The following is a 14606-nucleotide window of genomic DNA, read 5'->3' on the forward strand; positions in this document are numbered from 1 at the left end:
ACAGGATAGACGGCCGGGATCGCGTGGGGCGAGATTCGACCCCATAGCCGCGGGACCCCGCCCGTCATCGCACAAGGCGGGCCCCGGCCCGCCGAACGGAATCGCAGCAGCCTTCGGGAATCCCGCGATTGGAGCGCCGATGAGACCAATGTAGGAGCGACGCCAGTCGCGAAGTCCATGATCCCTCACCATCGCGGCACATCCGCGTCCCATGCTTCGCCATGAGGCTGCGGTAATCAGGGAATACGTGACATATGGAAACGCAAGGTTCGTGGACTTCGCGACTGGCGTCGCTCCTACATAAGCATCCGGATGCCTGGAGCAAGCGCAGGGCGGGTCTTGACCCACCTGCGGGAATCTCGCTACGCCGCATGCGGCGGGCCGGGCCCACCCTATGGCGTCTGCGCGATTTTTTATCTAACGAAGGTCTACACCATCGGCGATCGTCACGGCTTCGTCCTTCCGTATCGTTGGCTGACTCCGCCAAGCCAATAACAGCATCATCATGCTGACCGCAGCGACCAGCGCACAAATCCATCGCGCCGCAAGTGGCAATTCGCTCCCATCCAGCCACAAGCCACTGATTGCCGGGATCGCGCCGAACAACACCAACCTCGCCACCTCGAACCAGCGCGCAAGCCGCCGCCCTTCCAGCAATGCGCCGAGCACGACAAGACTTCCGATCAGGAAGACCAGGTACACGATGACCGCGGCCAGCGACATCAGCATCGCCGTTTGCAGGAACTGCACTCCCAGCCCGAGCAGCAACGCGAACTGCACCAGGCAATACCAAGCCATCGGTCGCGACACCGGCGGATCGTATTCCTCGCGCTGCTGGTCGAATTCGGGCTTCGGGAATCGCTCGGCCACGTCCGCCGGCCGCCATCCCGGCCTTGCGACCCAGACCCGCAACTTGTCGCGCCAGCGCCGCGCATGCCACGCATCCTTGGCCACCGCCCAGTACACCTCGGCGTTGGCCCACAACGGATTCCAGCTGCGCAACGGCGCGCGCGTGCCGTAGACCGGCGGATCGTTGTCGTCTTCCTCGACGAAGCTGCCGAGCATCCGGTCCCAGAGGATGAAGATGCCGCCGTAGTTGCGGTCCAGGTAACGATCGTTGACCGCGTGGTGCGCGCGATGGTTGGACGGCGAGGCGAACACGCGGTCGAACCAGCCCAGCCTGCCGACCAGCTCGGTGTGGATCCAGTACTGGTACAGCAGGTCGATCACCGCGACCACCGCGAAGACTTCCACCGGATAGCCCAGCAGCGCCATCGGCAGGTAGAAGATCCAGCCCAGCAGCGCGCCGCTGCCGGTCTGGCGCAACGCGGTGCTCAGGTTGTAGCGCTCGCTCTGATGGTGGACCACGTGCGCGGCCCACAGCACGTTCACTTCGTGGCCCATGCGGTGCAGCCAGTAGTAGCAGAAGTCGTAGAGCACCAGCGCGCTGATCCAGACCCAGGCCTTGTCCATCGACAGCTCGAACAGCGCCACGCGCTGCACCACCCAGGCGTAGATGCCGATGGTCAGCACCTTGGCGAAAACTCCCACGATCTGCGACAGCACGCCCAGACCGATGCTGTTGATGGAGTCGTTGAGCCGGTACACGCGGCGCTTCATGATCCACGCCGCCAGCAGTTCCAACGCCATCAAAATGAAGAACCCGGGGATGGCGAACAGCATGATCCTGTCGGCCATGCTCAGTTTCCTCCTGCCTGCAGATCGACGGAGCGCGCGATATGCCACTGCGCGATGAAGTAAGTGGCCAGCACCCACAGCGAAGCCAGCGGAATGCCGCCGCCGAAGCGGTTCCATGCCAATAGCGAATCGCTGAGCACGAACAGCCCCCCGCCGATCGCCGCCAGGCGCGCGGAATCCGCCAGTCGCGGATCGCGACGCAACGACCAGCCACGCGCCGCGGCCAGCGCGCCCATCAGCATCAGCACGGCGACATAGGCCAGAACCGGCGCGTGCAGTTCCGCGGGCAGCCGCGGCAGCAGCCCGACAAGATTGGCGACGGCGATCGCGGCATAGACCACGCAGGCGATGAGTTTTTCGCGAGTGCCCGATCCGGGTGCGAAAGCGACCACATAGCAGAGATGCGCCAGCAGGAACGACGCCAGCCCGGACACGAACCAATCCCCCGGCAGCATCAGGAATACGTCGCCGGCCAGCGAGAACAGCAAGCCGACGCAGACCAGCAGGCGATAGCGCGTCGAAACCGGGTTCGACACGCCCATCGCCAAAGCGAGGATCAGCAAGGTGGCCAAGGGCTTGCACACGTAGTGCAGCCAGATCCACTGCCCATCGAGCAGCGCGCTGGCGATGGCGCCGACGGCGCTGACGGCAACCAGGCGGGTCAACAAGGTATTGCGAGGGGGCATGAGGATAGCGAATGTCCGGAACTCCATACCTTAGCGTATGCCCATGACATTTGCCTGCCGACAAGCCGGAATCTTCGTGGGAGCGGCTTTTCGATCGCCAATGCCCGGGAAGACGGGGATCCTGTTTCTTCGCCGGGCACCACAACCTCTTGGCGAATCATGGAATCCAGGTGCATCGCGATGTTGGGATACGGACTTCGCGACTGACGTCGCTCCTACATAGTTTTCCTATCGAAAAGGTCCGCGAACCTTTTCATGTGCTCGACTGACATTGAATTGTCATTTCCGATCCCTATAGTTCGATTATTCTGGAATAATAGAATAATGGACACCACCCAGACCGTACAAGCACTCCGTGCCCTCTCCCATGACGTGCGTCTCGCCGCCTATCGGGCCCTGATCCAGGCCGGGCCGGAGGGCATGCCCGTCGGCAGTTTGCGCGACCTCCTCGGCCTGCCCGCCGCCACCTTGACCGCGCATCTCAACCAGTTGCGCCAAGCCGGGCTGGTCACCGACCAGCGCGAAGGCCGGGTGATCCGCCTGCGTGCCGACTACGAGCGCATGAATGCGCTGATCGGCTTCCTGACCGAGAACTGCTGCGGCGGTCAGGCGTGCGCGCCTTCCGCGACGAAGGCGCCCTGTTGAACCCGACCACCCATTTCGAGAGCCCGCGATGACCGACAAGACTTACAACGTACTGTTCCTGTGCACCGGCAATTCCGCCCGCAGCATCATGGCCGAGGCGATCCTCAACGTCCTCGGCCAGGGGCGATTCCGGGCCTACAGCGCAGGCAGCCACCCCAGCGGCCAGGTGCAACCGATGGCGAAGGAACTCGCCGAAGCGATCGGCTACGACACCAGCCAGGTGCGCAGCAAGAATTGGGACGAGTTCTCCGTGGAAGGCGCGCCGGAAATGGACATGGTGATCACGGTCTGCGACAACGCGGCCGGCGAATCCTGCCCGGTGTGGCTGGGCCATCCCGCCCTCGCCCACTGGGGCGTCGCCGATCCGGTTTCGGCGATCGGCGACGAGGATGCGAAAAGACGCGCCTACACCGCCGCCTTCGCCACGCTCAGGCGCCGTATCGAATTGTTGCTGTCGTTGCCGCTGGACAAGCTCGACCACCTCGCCGCGCAGGGCAGGCTGCGCGAAATCGGCAAGGTAGGCGCCGAGTGACGCCTGCGCGGCAACTGCTGTCCGAATTCGTCGCCACCGCCCTGCTGCTGGCCATCGTCATCGGCTCGGGAATCATGGGCGAACGCCTGGCCGGTGCTAACGACGCCCTCACCCTGCTCGCCAACACCCTGGCGACCGTCGGCGGGCTCTACATCCTGATCGAAGTATTCGGCCCGGTCAGCGGCGCGCACATGAATCCCGCGGTCAGTGCGGTGATGGCCGCGCGCGGCGAACTGCCGTGGCGACAGCTGCCGGGCTACGTCGTCGTGCAACTGGCTGGCGCGGCCTGCGGAGCCTGGCTGGCGAATGCGATGTTCGACCTGTCCGTTCTGCAGCTCTCGGACAAGCCACGGCATGGCTTCGGCCAACTGCTGGGCGAGGTGGTCGCCACCGCGGGCCTGCTGCTGGTGATCCTGCGCGCGCCCTCGTCGCGGATCGCGGCGATGGTCGCCGCCTACATCGGCGCCGCGTACTGGTTCACTTCCTCCACTTCCTTCGCCAATCCGGCCGCGGCCTTCGGACGCATGTTCAGCGACAGCTTCGCCGGGATCGCGCCGGCCGACGTGCCTGGTTTCATCGGCGCAGAAAGCATCGGCGCGCTGCTCGGCGTCGGCCTCCATAAACTCCTGAGTCCTTCCTCCCGTGGCTGATTCCAACGTTCCTGATTCCAACCGGCTTCCCAACATCGTTGCCGAACTGTTCTCTATCCCGTCCGCAGATCGCTTCGAACCGACAGATCGTGCCAGCCATCCGCCGCGTTTCCTGCTGCTGTATGGCTCATTGCGCAAGCGTTCCTACAGCAAGCTGTTGGCGCAGGAAGCCGCGCGCCTGCTGCAGGCGATGGGTGCGGAAACCCGGTTGTTCGACCCGACCGGATTGCCGCTGCCCGATGCCGAACCGGATACGCATCCGAAGGTGCGTGAACTACGCGAACTCGCGCAGTGGGCCGAAGGCATGGTCTGGAGCTCGCCCGAACGCCACGGCGCTATGTCCGGGATCATGAAGGCGCAGATCGACTGGATTCCGTTGGCGCAAGGCTCGCTGCGGCCGACCCAGGGCAAGACCCTGGCGGTGATGCAGGTCAGCGGCGGTTCGCAATCGTTCAACGCGGTCAACCAACTGCGTGTGCTCGGCCGCTGGATGCGCATGATCACGATCCCGAACCAGTCGTCGGTGGCCAAGGCGTTCAACGAATTCGACGAAGCCGGCCGCATGAAGCCCTCCGCCTACTACGACCGCGTCGTGGACGTGATGGAGGAATTGATGAAGTTCACTCTGTTGACCCGCGACGTTTCACCGTACCTGGTGGATCGCTACAGCGAACGCAAGGAGAGCGCGGAAGCGTTGTCCAGGCGGGTGAACCTGCGCAGCATCTGACGTAGGGCGGGCCTTGGCCCACCATCACCGTCTTCCAGATCGCGACGGCTACGGAACGAAGCGCAGGGGGCTTGAGCCCCCCTACGGAACTGCGAAACAACCGCAACGGCAAGAGCACGCTCGCTTCGCTCACACCCCCTCTCCTGCCCTCCGGGCATCCTCTCCCACAAGGGGAGAGGGGAAATCAGAAGAAATGCAGGTCGGGTAGATATAAGACGAACCCCACTTCCCGGATTCTGTTTTTTCGGGTCGAAACAATTCAATCGGAGAGCTGCGCCGCGCCATAACTGCCTTCCAGGCTCCCGCGCAGGATGTAATCCCGCATCATCCGGAAATAGCCATCCGGGTTGCGGGTCGAGACGCGCTCCCCGTCATGCTTCGTTTCGTACTCATAGATCCCGTGGTCGGCCTGCGGGTAGACGGCGGTGGCGATGGGTCGGCCTGCGGACTTCAATCGGGACAGGCGTCGCAGCGTTTCAGCCGGAGGCGCATCCCGGTCCTGCCCTCCGAGGATCCAGAGTTGCGGAACGGACAGGTTCTGCAATACCGGCATCGGGTCGTATTGCATGGGCACGCCGGCGAGTAGCTCGGGCCCCTTCCGGCGGATTTCTTCGGCAGGCGTCGCCAGCAGATACCACGTGACGTTCCCACGCAGATGCTTGAACCATGCTTCTTCGGAATATTCCTGCTTGATACGCTCCAGCTCTTCGTACCCGGTCGTGAAATTACTGAGCAGGATGGCGGCGCTCGCGTCGGCGACCCGCATCGCTTTCGCCATTACATCCGGGCCGAATCCATTCCTTTCCATGTCGAACGCAATGGCTTCGCGATCTTCATCCAGCGGGGAAACCGCCAGTCCGAAACCGATGACGAGGAAGTCCACCGGTTCGATGCGCGCAGCCAGTGGCGCGACCCAGCCGCCCTGGCTGCCGGCCTGGTAACCCACCCGGCCCGTCTGTGCGCCCGCCAGGCGTTTGGCTTCGCGCATCGCCGCGATCGCATCATTGGCCAGCAACAGGTAATCCTGCGTGTACCGTCCTCCGGAAGTACCCGTGCCCCGCTTGTCGTAAGCGAACACGCCGATTCCCTCGCTGGCGAATTGCCGTTGCAGGGAATAGGACTCGAGCGCCGACGAGTGCTCGGCCCCATGGATCAGGACCACGAGGGGTATGCGCCCGCTACCGGGAGGAAGGGTCAGACGGCCCGAGAGGGTCACGCCTGCACCCGCGAACCGCGTATCGATTTGCTTCAGTTCGAGCTTCCTGCCGACGACGCCATCGAACGTCATCGCATGCGGAGAAGCGGCGCAGTCGGCGAACGAGGCATGCATGCCATCGGGGCGACCGGTCCAGCCCAGCGAACTGACCCAGGCTCCCTGCTTGTCCCTGGCAAGCTCGCCGGTGGTTCCGTCCTTTCTCCTCCAGCGGAGCTTCTCGCCTTCACCCGGACCGATATCGATATCGGTCCCATCCTCCAGCAGGTACGTCCCGACGACGCATCGATCCACGGCCTCGACGGCCGGCGATTGCGCTCGCCCGCCCAGCGGGAAAGAAGCGGCAATGACAAGCGCAGCCAGGACGACAAGCGCGCACATCTTCGTAGTTCCGAAGTTCATCATCTTTCTACCGCATTGCAAAGTATGTAAATGTTTACGTATATTCGATGCATAGTCAAATCACCCCATTCGGCATCAGCCGTAGCGCATCGAGTCCACGCCCGGATACCGCACCGCATGAATGATTTCATCGAACAACAAGGCCCCGCCTTCCTGGCGCACCTGCTGAGGAGATTGGCGGATGAACTGATCGCCGGTGCAGCAAACTGGTATCCAACGGCCGGAGTGACGGCGCCACCCAGGACGATCTCCACGCTGCTTGCCCTGCAGGACCATGGACCGCTGGGCGTGACCGAACTCGCGACGATGCTCAGGCAATCCCACCCGCTCGTGATCGTGTGGATCAAGGAACTGACCGCTCTCTCCTTCATTGCGTCGAAGGCGCACCCGGGCGACGGGCGCAAGACCTTGATCCGTTTGACCGCCAAGGGGAAAAAGGAAGTCGAAAAAGTGCGCAAGGCGCTCTTCGCGATGGAGCAAGCCTCGAAGCGCCTCATGGACGAAGGCGGCGCGGATGTATGGGCATCCCTGTGGCGAATGGAAAGAGCCTGCCGGAAAACTCCGTTCGCCGAGCGCTTGCGGCGAATGGAACCCGATCACTGACGTGATGCCTGGAAGCGCGGCCGGCCTATGCCCTGGCCCAAGCCAGCCTCGATTCTTCCCGCTCTCAGCGCACCGTGTTCTGCCCGGGCATCGCCAACAAAAAAGCCGCCCCGAAAGGGCGGCTTTTCCGCTTCAACCTGGTGCCGGAAATAGGAATCGAACCTACGACCTCATCATTACGAATGACGCGCTCTACCAACTGAGCTATTCCGGCATGGGACGCGAATTCTAGGCGTCGCCGGGAGTGGGGTCAATTGACCAGTTGCAAGCGCAGTTCCTTGGGCAGGGCGAAAACCATGCTTTCCGGCTCGCCTTCCAGCTCGGTCACGCCGGCCGCGCCCAGCTCGCCCAGGCGCGCGATCACGCCCTGGACCAGCACGTCGGGCGCGGACGCGCCTGCGGTCACCCCGATACGGGACTTGCCGGCGACCCATGACGGATCGATCTCGTCGGCGCCGTCGATCAGGTAGGCCTCGACCCCGTCGCGCTCGGCCAGCTCGCGCAGGCGGTTGGAATTGGAGCTGTTGGGCGACCCCACCACCAGCACCAGATCGCAGCGCTGGGCGAGTTCGCGCACCGCATCCTGGCGGTTCTGGGTGGCGTAGCAGATGTCGTCGTGGCGCGGACCCTGCATCGACGGGAACCGCGCCTGCAAGGCCTCGATGATGCCGCGGGTATCGTCGACCGACAGCGTGGTCTGGGTGGTGTAGGCCAGATTCTCGGGCTGCGACACCTGCAGCGTGGCCACGCCCTCGATGTCTTCCACCAGGTAGATCCGCCCTGCCCCGCATTCGGCATTCCACTGGCCCATGGTGCCTTCCACTTCCGGGTGTCCGGCATGGCCGATCAGGACCACGTCGCGACCGGCGCGGCAATGGCGCGCGACCTCGAAGTGCACCTTGGTCACCAGCGGACAGGTGGCATCGAAGATCTTCAGCCCGCGCGCGGTGGCTTCGGCGCGCACCGCCTGCGACACGCCATGCGCGCTGAAGATCACCGTGGCGTCGTCGGGCACCTCGTCGAGTTCTTCCACGAACACCGCGCCGCGAGCGCGCAGGTCCTCGACCACGAAACGGTTGTGCACGACTTCATGACGCACGTAGATCGGCGCGCCCAAGGTCTCGATGGCGCGCTTGACGATCTCGATGGCGCGGTCGACGCCGGCGCAGAAACCGCGGGGATTGGCGAGCAATACGTCCATGGGGCTAGTGTAGAGGAACGAGGAGTGAGGAACGAGTAGCGGCGGGCGCTTTCACTCGTTTCTCACTCCTCACTTCTCGTTCCTGGCTCCTCGCTCCTCGTTCCTGTTCATCAAGCCGAACAGGGCGATGCCGATGGCGCCGGCGACAATCGCCGAATCCGCCAGGTTGAACGACGGCCAGTAATGGTCCCGCCAGTGCCACTGGATGAAATCGATGACATGCCCGTGGATCAGGCGGTCGATCACGTTGCCCAGCGCGCCGCCGATCACCAGCGCATAAGGCGCCGCCTGGCGCCAGTCGCCGCGCGGCGTGCGCGACAGCCAGAAACCGAGCAGGCCGCAGATCGCCACCGCCAGGATCGTGAAGAACCAGATCTGCCAGCCGCCGGCGTCGCTCAGGAAGCTGAAGGCCGCGCCGGTGTTGTAGGTGCGGAACCAGTTCCAGAAACCGTCGATCACCGGGATCGCGGTGTATTCGGGCAAATCGCTCAGCACCCAGGCCTTGGACCACTGGTCGAGGGCGATGACGATGACCGAGAGGACCAGCCAGATGAGGGCATTGGGTTTAGGGTATTTCGACATTGATATGGAGCCTTGCATTGTTTCCTTCTCCCATCGGGAGAAGGTGCCCGAAGGGCGGATGAGGGAAGAAGAATGACGTAACTACCGGGGTTCAGTGCGACTGAAGATTTCTTCCCTCATCCGTCGCTGCGCGCCACCTTCTCCCGGTGGGAGAAGGAAAATCTAGAACCACTTCCTGTCTTCGCCAGCACCATCGATGTTGCTGATGCAACGCGCGCACAATTCAGGGTGCGCAGCGTCGGTCCCCACATCCGCGCGGTGATGCCAGCAACGCACGCACTTGAGCTTGGCGGTCGGTTGCGCCAATACGAATACCTCGTCCGCGTTGACCGGAGTCACGCTGACGTCGCCGCTGATGAACAGGAAACGCAATTCCTCGGCCAGCGGCTCCCACTTCGACACCAGTTCCGGACTGGCCGATACCGCGACTTCCGCATCCAGCGCCGCGCCGATCACGCCATTCGCTCGCATCGGCTCCAGTACTTTCGCCATCTGCTCGCGCAGCGCCAGCAGTTTGTCGAAATCCTCGGCGGACAGCGGCGCGTCGGCCGGCAGCGGGGCCAGGCCGTCGTACCAGGTGGCGAACAGCACGTTGTCCACGCGCTGGCCCGGCAGGAAGCCCCAGATCTCGTCGGCGGTGAAGCTGAGGATGGGCGCGATCCAGCGGGTGAACGCTTCGAGGATGCGGAACATCGCGCTCTGCGCGGAACGCCTGCCACGCGAATCCTCCTGCATCGTGTACAGGCGGTCCTTGGTCACGTCCAGGTACAGCGAGCCCAGGTCCACGCTGCAGAAATTGGACAGCGCCTGGACGATGTCGGCGAAGTCGTAGCGCGCGTAGGCATCGACGATCCGCGTTTGCAGCGCGTCGGCACGGTGCACGATCCAACGGTCCAGCGCGACCATGTCGTCGAGCGGACGCAGGTCGCGCGCGGGCTCGAAGCCGTCCAGGTTGCTGAGCAGGAACCGCGCCGTGTTGCGGATGCGGCGGTAGGCATCGCCGCTGCGCTTGAGGATCTCGTCGCTGACCGACATCTCGTTGCGATAGTCGGTCGAGGCCACCCACAGGCGCAGCACGTCGGCGCCCATCGCATCCATCACTTTCTGTGGGGCGACCACATTACCCAGCGACTTGGACATCTTGCGGCCGTTCTGGTCCACGGCGAAGCCATGGGTCAGCACCTGCTTGTACGGCGCCACGCCATCCATCGCCACGCCGGTGAGCAGCGAACTCTGGAACCAGCCGCGATGCTGGTCGGAACCTTCCAAGTACAGGTCCGCGGGCTTGTGCAGGCCTTCCGCATTACGCTGTGCGAGCACGCATTCGTGGGTGACACCGGAATCGAACCAGACGTCGAGGATGTCGGTGACCTTGTCGTAACGTGGAGCGTCGGCGCCGAGCAGTTCCGCCTTGTCCAGGGCGAACCACGCATCCACGCCGTCGCGTTCCACCAGCTCGGCCGCCTTGCGCATCAGCGCCGGCGTGTCGGGGTGCGGTTCGCCGGTTTCGATGTCGGTGAACAAGGCGATCGGTACGCCCCAGGTGCGCTGGCGGCTGATGCACCAGTCCGGCCGTCCTTCGACCATGCCGGCGATGCGCGCCTGGCCCCAGTCGGGAACCCAGGCCACGCCCTTGATCGCCTGCAGGGCGTCACGCTGCAGGTTGGCCTTGTCCATCGAGATGAACCACTGCGGCGTGGCGCGGAACACCACCGGCGTCTTGTGCCGCCAGCAGTGCGGATAGCTGTGCTCGAATTTCGCGTAGGTGAGCAACGCGCCGCTCTTCTGCAGCACGTCGACCAGCGCTTCGTTGGCTTTCCAGATGTGCAGGCCGGCCAGCGCCACCTCGCCCGCAGGCGGTGTGCTGGACAGGTACACGCCGCGGCCATCGACCGGATTGACCTGCGCGGCGGTGTAGCGATCGATCAAACCGTATTGCAGGCCCACCGCGAAGTCTTCCTGGCCGTGGCCGGGCGCGGTGTGCACGGCGCCGGTGCCGTCCTCGGACGACACGTGATCGCCCAGGACCACCGGGATGTCGCGTTCGCTGTAGAACGGATGCGCGAACAACAGACCTTCCAGCGCGCTGCCCTTGGCGCGCGCATGCACTACCAAGGTATCGACGCCATAACGCAGCAGAGCAGCTTCAGCGAGCGCTTCTGCCAGGATCAGCCAGCGCCGCTGGCCGTGACGATCCGGGCCTTCGACCAGCACGTAGTCCAGATCCGGTCCCAGCGAGATCGCCAGCGACGCCGGCAGCGTCCACGGCGTGGTGGTCCAGATCGGCAGCGCGAGCTCGACGTTTTCCGGCGGTGCGATGCCGAACGCCGCGGCCAATGCCTTCGCCTCGCGCGCGGCGTAGGCGACGTCGATCGCCGGCGACACCTTGTCCTGGTACTCGATCTCCGCTTCGGCCAGCGCGGAACCGCAATCGAAGCACCAGTACACCGGCTTGACCCCGCGCGCCAGGTGGCCGCGTTCGACGATCCTGGCCAGCGCGCGCAGCATGTCGGCTTCGTACTTGAAATCGAGGGTGCGGTACGGCTGCTTCCAGTCGCCGATCACGCCCAGGCGCTGGAAGTCGCTGCGTTGCACGTCGATCTGTTCCAGCGCGTATTCGCGGCACTTGGCGCGGAACGCGGCGGCGTCGAGCTTCTCGCCGACCTTGCCGAATTTCTTCTCCACCGCGATCTCGATCGGCAGCCCGTGGCAATCCCAACCCGGCACGTACGGCGAATCGAAACCGGACAGGTACTTCGACTTGACGATCACGTCCTTCAGGATCTTGTTGACCGCATGGCCGATGTGGATCGCGCCGTTGGCGTAAGGCGGGCCGTCGTGCAGCACGAACGAGGGGCGGCCCATGGCGTTGGCGCGCAGCTGCGCGTACAGGTCGTCGGCCTGCCAGCGCGCCAGTGTCTGCGGCTCGCGCTTGGGCAGGTCGCCGCGCATCGGGAATTCCGTGGCGGGCAGGTGCAGGGTGGCTTTGTAATCCTGGGTCACGCGGTGGCTCGCAGTCGTTGTTCGGAAAGAAGGCGGCGCGCGGTTTCGGCGTCGCGTTGCATCTGCTCGGTCAGTGACGGCAGATCGGGGAATTTCAGTTCATCGCGCAGCTTGGCGACGAATTCGACCTCGACGTGGCGCCCGTACAGGTCGCCGTCGAAATCGAACAGATGCGCTTCCAGCAAGGGCTCCACGCCATCGACCGTGGGCCGGGTGCCGAAACTGGACACCGACGCACGCGGACGTTCGCCCACCCCATGCACCCAGGTCGCATAGATGCCGGACAGCGCCGGGGTCTTCGGGAAACGCAGATTGGCGGTGGGGAAGCCGAGCGTGCGCCCGAGCTGCTTACCGCGCACCACCCTGCCGCCGATCGCATAGGCGCGGCCAAGCAGGTGCGCCGCATCGGTGAAATCGCCACCGCGCAATGCTTCGCGGATGCGGGTGCTGGAAACCCGTTCGCCCTGCAGTTGCACCGCTTCTATCTCCCCCGCCGAAAAGCCCAGCTCCGCGCCCATCCGCTGCAGCAGCGGCAGGTCGCCGCCACGGCGGTTGCCGAAGCGGAAATCGGGACCGATCCAGACTTCGCGCGAGCCCAGACGCCCGACCAGCATCCTGTGCACGAAATCCTCGGCGCTCATCGCCGCCAGGCGCGCATCGAAACGCAGCAGGCCGATGCCATCGGCACCCAGTTCGCGCAGGCCCTGGTATTTGCCGCGGGCCAGGGTCAGGCGCGGCGGCGGCATCTCGCGGGAGAAGAATTCCCGCGGCAGCGGCTCGAAGCTCAGGGCCACCGCCGGCAGCGACAAATCGCGGGCACGGGCGACCGCATGGCGCACCAGCGCCCGATGGCCCAGGTGCAGACCGTCGAAGGCGCCGATGCAGACCACGCTACCGTGCGGGAACAACGCCCCGCCATCGACGTCACGAAACAGCCTGCTCATCACCGTGAAGTATAGCCGGGCCGCCGCAACTCAATGTCCGCGCAGGTCGCGGGGACGGATGCCCTGCAGCCACAGCAGGCCCGCATAGGCCGCGCCGCCGCCGGCGACGACGACCGCCAACTTCGATACGCGCTCCCACCAGGGCCAGGACATCCAGCCGTCCCATGTCCACAGCAGTGCGCCCACCACCAGCACCATTCCCAGGCTGGCCACGCTGATCTGGCGCAGGAAACGCCGCCACCCTGGCTGGCGTTTGAACACGCCTGCGCGGCGCAGGTACCAGCCCAGTTGCAGCGCGTTGAGCCAGCCGGCCAGGGCGATGGCCAGGGCCAGCAATGCATGGGTCCCGGGAAGCTGCTTCAAGGCCGTCCAGGCGTCGCCGCCATTGGCCGCCAAAGCCGCTTGCCCGGCCTGCGTGCACCAGAGCACTGCCGCGATCAGCAACACCGTGAAAATCGCATTGGCCAGCACCGAAACCACCGCCGCCTTGACCGGCGTGCGCGTGTCCTGGCGCGCATAGAACGCCGGCGCCAGTACCTTGACCAGCAGGAACGCGGGCACCGCCGTCGACTGCGCCATCAGGCTCAGGGCGCTCATGCGCGAGTCGAATGCGGAAAAATTGCGGTAACCGAACAGCGACGCGATCAGGGGTTCCGCGCACAGGATCAGTCCCAGGCAGGCAGGCAATCCGATCAGCAGGCAAAGACGGAAACCCCAGTCGAGGCCTTTCGAGAAACCGTCCGGATCGCTGGCCGCGTGGCGGCTGGAGAGGTGCGGCAATATCACCGTACCGATCGCCACCCCGAACATGCCCAGCGGGAATTCCAGCAGCCGGTCGCTGTAGTAGAGCCAGGCCACGCTGCCGCTGAACAGCATCGACGCCGCCATGGTGTTGAACAGCAGGTTGAACTGCGCCACCGACGAACCGAACAGCGTCGGTACCATCAGCCGCATGATCTTGCGCACCCCCGGATGCCCTGTCGGCAGGCGCGGCCGTGGCAGCAAACCCATGCGGGCCAGCGTGGGAAGTTGGAACACCAGCTGCAGGATCCCCGCCGCGAACACGCCCCAGGCCAGCGCCACCACCGGCTCGAAACCCCAGCGCGGCATCTGTGGGGCCAGGCCCAGGGCCGCGGCGATCATCGCCACATTGAGCAACACCGGCGACAACGCGGGGATTGCGAAACGCTCATAGGTATTGAGGATTCCGCCGGCCAGCGAAGCCAGCGAAATGAACAGCACGTAGGGGAAAGTGATGCGCAGCATTTCCGTGGCCAGCCGAGACTGCTCGCTGCCCAGTTCGAAACCCGGCGCGAACACCCGCATCACCCACGGCGCCGCCAGTACGGCCACCCCGGTCAGGACCAGCAGGGCCGCGGTCAGCGTGCCGGTCACCCGGTCGATCAGGTCCTTGACCGCGGCACGGTCGCCATTGGCCTTGTACTCCGCCAGTACCGGGACGAAGGCCATCGAAAACGAGCCTTCCGCGGACAGGCGGCGCATGAAATTGGGGATGCGGAAGGCCACCACGAAGGCTTCCATGGCCGGGCTGGCGCCGAATACCGCCGCATAGACCTGGTCGCGGACCAGGCCGAAGACCCGGGACAGGAAGGTCATGGAGCTGAAAACGGCGGTGGAACGCAGCAGCCGGTTGCCGCTCATGACCGGGCTCCCGGCGGGTTGACGCAAGTCATTGAATCCCCCATAATTTCGCGTTCGT

The 14606-nt window shown here is 64.7% G+C and carries 13 protein-coding genes and 1 tRNA gene; 5 read left to right on the plus strand and 9 right to left on the minus strand.

What is annotated here, in order from left to right:
• Window positions 1-417: 417 nt before the first annotated feature.
• Both CSC74_RS04890 and CSC74_RS04895 read right to left on the minus strand, forming a co-directional pair.
• On the minus strand, window positions 418-1698 hold the full coding sequence (locus CSC74_RS04890; RefSeq protein WP_343037876.1) for a sterol desaturase family protein: 1281 nt from the start codon (window positions 1696-1698) through the stop codon (window positions 418-420).
• 2 nt (window positions 1699-1700) lie between these two features.
• Window positions 1701-2384 carry a lysoplasmalogenase gene (locus CSC74_RS04895; RefSeq protein ID WP_162313264.1) on the minus strand — a complete coding sequence of 228 codons (684 nt, stop codon included), beginning with the start codon at window positions 2382-2384 and terminating at the stop codon, window positions 1701-1703.
• A 324-nt stretch (window positions 2385-2708) separates the two neighbouring features.
• Here CSC74_RS04895 and CSC74_RS04900 point away from each other — a divergent pair, with 324 nt between their 5' ends.
• Genes CSC74_RS04900 through arsH form a run of 4 tightly spaced genes read left to right on the plus strand, consistent with a single transcriptional unit; the run spans window position 2709 to window position 4938 of the window.
• A complete protein-coding gene (locus tag CSC74_RS04900) occupies window positions 2709-3029 on the plus strand; it encodes an ArsR/SmtB family transcription factor (RefSeq protein WP_162313265.1) in 321 nt (106 codons plus the stop codon).
• Between the two features lie 28 nt (window positions 3030-3057).
• Window positions 3058-3561, plus strand: coding sequence for an arsenate reductase ArsC (locus CSC74_RS04905; protein ID WP_162313266.1), 504 nt, complete (start codon window positions 3058-3060; stop codon window positions 3559-3561).
• A complete protein-coding gene (locus CSC74_RS04910) occupies window positions 3558-4211 on the plus strand; it encodes an aquaporin (RefSeq protein ID WP_162313267.1) in 654 nt (217 codons plus the stop codon). The genes CSC74_RS04905 and CSC74_RS04910 overlap by 4 nt, the downstream gene beginning before the upstream one ends.
• Before the next feature lie 34 nt (window positions 4212-4245).
• On the plus strand, window positions 4246-4938 hold the full coding sequence (arsH, locus tag CSC74_RS04915; protein WP_162313719.1) for an arsenical resistance protein ArsH: 693 nt from the start codon (window positions 4246-4248) through the stop codon (window positions 4936-4938).
• Window positions 4939-5197: 259 nt separating this feature from the next.
• Here the strand turns inward: arsH and CSC74_RS04920 are convergent, their stop codons facing one another.
• Window positions 5198-6553, minus strand: coding sequence for an alpha/beta hydrolase family protein (locus tag CSC74_RS04920; protein ID WP_246192944.1), 1356 nt, complete (start codon window positions 6551-6553; stop codon window positions 5198-5200).
• A 117-nt stretch (window positions 6554-6670) separates the two neighbouring features.
• Between CSC74_RS04920 and CSC74_RS04925 the strand changes: the two genes are divergently transcribed.
• Window positions 6671-7156 carry a MarR family winged helix-turn-helix transcriptional regulator gene (locus tag CSC74_RS04925; protein WP_162313268.1) on the plus strand — a complete coding sequence of 162 codons (486 nt, stop codon included), beginning with the start codon at window positions 6671-6673 and terminating at the stop codon, window positions 7154-7156.
• A 138-nt stretch (window positions 7157-7294) separates the two neighbouring features.
• On the opposite strand, the gene CSC74_RS04930 is transcribed toward CSC74_RS04925, so the two are convergent.
• The 6 genes from CSC74_RS04930 to murJ all read right to left on the minus strand — a co-directional run bounded on the left by CSC74_RS04930 (window position 7295) and on the right by murJ (window position 14548).
• A tRNA-Thr gene (locus tag CSC74_RS04930) sits at window positions 7295-7370 on the minus strand.
• Between the two features lie 36 nt (window positions 7371-7406).
• The gene (gene ispH / locus CSC74_RS04935) at window positions 7407-8357 is read right to left on the minus strand and encodes a 4-hydroxy-3-methylbut-2-enyl diphosphate reductase (RefSeq protein WP_162313269.1); all 951 of its coding nucleotides are present in this window, start codon (window positions 8355-8357) and stop codon (window positions 7407-7409) included.
• A 69-nt stretch (window positions 8358-8426) separates the two neighbouring features.
• Window positions 8427-8939, minus strand: a complete 513-nt coding sequence (gene lspA / locus CSC74_RS04940; RefSeq protein WP_162313270.1) for a signal peptidase II — start codon at window positions 8937-8939, stop codon at window positions 8427-8429.
• A 162-nt stretch (window positions 8940-9101) separates the two neighbouring features.
• A complete protein-coding gene (ileS, locus tag CSC74_RS04945) occupies window positions 9102-11942 on the minus strand; it encodes an isoleucine--tRNA ligase (protein ID WP_162313271.1) in 2841 nt (946 codons plus the stop codon).
• Window positions 11939-12886: a bifunctional riboflavin kinase/FAD synthetase gene (locus CSC74_RS04950; RefSeq protein WP_162313272.1), complete on the minus strand. Its 948-nt coding sequence runs from the start codon at window positions 12884-12886 to the stop codon at window positions 11939-11941. Before CSC74_RS04950 ends, ileS begins: the two co-directional genes overlap by 4 nt.
• Window positions 12887-12916: 30 nt before the next feature.
• Window positions 12917-14548, minus strand: a complete 1632-nt coding sequence (gene murJ, locus CSC74_RS04955) for a murein biosynthesis integral membrane protein MurJ (protein ID WP_162313273.1) — start codon at window positions 14546-14548, stop codon at window positions 12917-12919.
• Between the last annotated feature and the right edge of the window lie 58 nt (window positions 14549-14606).

It is taken from the genome of Pseudoxanthomonas yeongjuensis (assembly GCF_010093345.1).
Taxonomy (GTDB): Bacteria; Pseudomonadota; Gammaproteobacteria; order Xanthomonadales; family Xanthomonadaceae; genus Pseudoxanthomonas_A; species Pseudoxanthomonas_A yeongjuensis.

Coding starts and splice junctions, on each gene's coding strand:
- CSC74_RS04890 (WP_343037876.1), bottom strand. CDS start 1,698: ATGGCCGACAGGATCATGCTGTTCGCCATCCCCGGGTTCTTCATTTTG.
- ispH (WP_162313269.1), bottom strand. CDS start 8,357: ATGGACGTATTGCTCGCCAATCCCCGCGGTTTCTGCGCCGGCGTCGAC.
- CSC74_RS04925 (WP_162313268.1), top strand. CDS start 6,671: ATGAATGATTTCATCGAACAACAAGGCCCCGCCTTCCTGGCGCACCTG.
- CSC74_RS04950 (WP_162313272.1), bottom strand. CDS start 12,886: ATGAGCAGGCTGTTTCGTGACGTCGATGGCGGGGCGTTGTTCCCGCAC.
- CSC74_RS04895 (WP_162313264.1), bottom strand. CDS start 2,384: ATGCCCCCTCGCAATACCTTGTTGACCCGCCTGGTTGCCGTCAGCGCC.
- CSC74_RS04905 (WP_162313266.1), top strand. CDS start 3,058: ATGACCGACAAGACTTACAACGTACTGTTCCTGTGCACCGGCAATTCC.
- CSC74_RS04920 (WP_246192944.1), bottom strand. CDS start 6,553: ATGAACTTCGGAACTACGAAGATGTGCGCGCTTGTCGTCCTGGCTGCG.
- lspA (WP_162313270.1), bottom strand. CDS start 8,939: ATGTCGAAATACCCTAAACCCAATGCCCTCATCTGGCTGGTCCTCTCG.
- CSC74_RS04900 (WP_162313265.1), top strand. CDS start 2,709: ATGGACACCACCCAGACCGTACAAGCACTCCGTGCCCTCTCCCATGAC.
- murJ (WP_162313273.1), bottom strand. CDS start 14,548: ATGAGCGGCAACCGGCTGCTGCGTTCCACCGCCGTTTTCAGCTCCATG.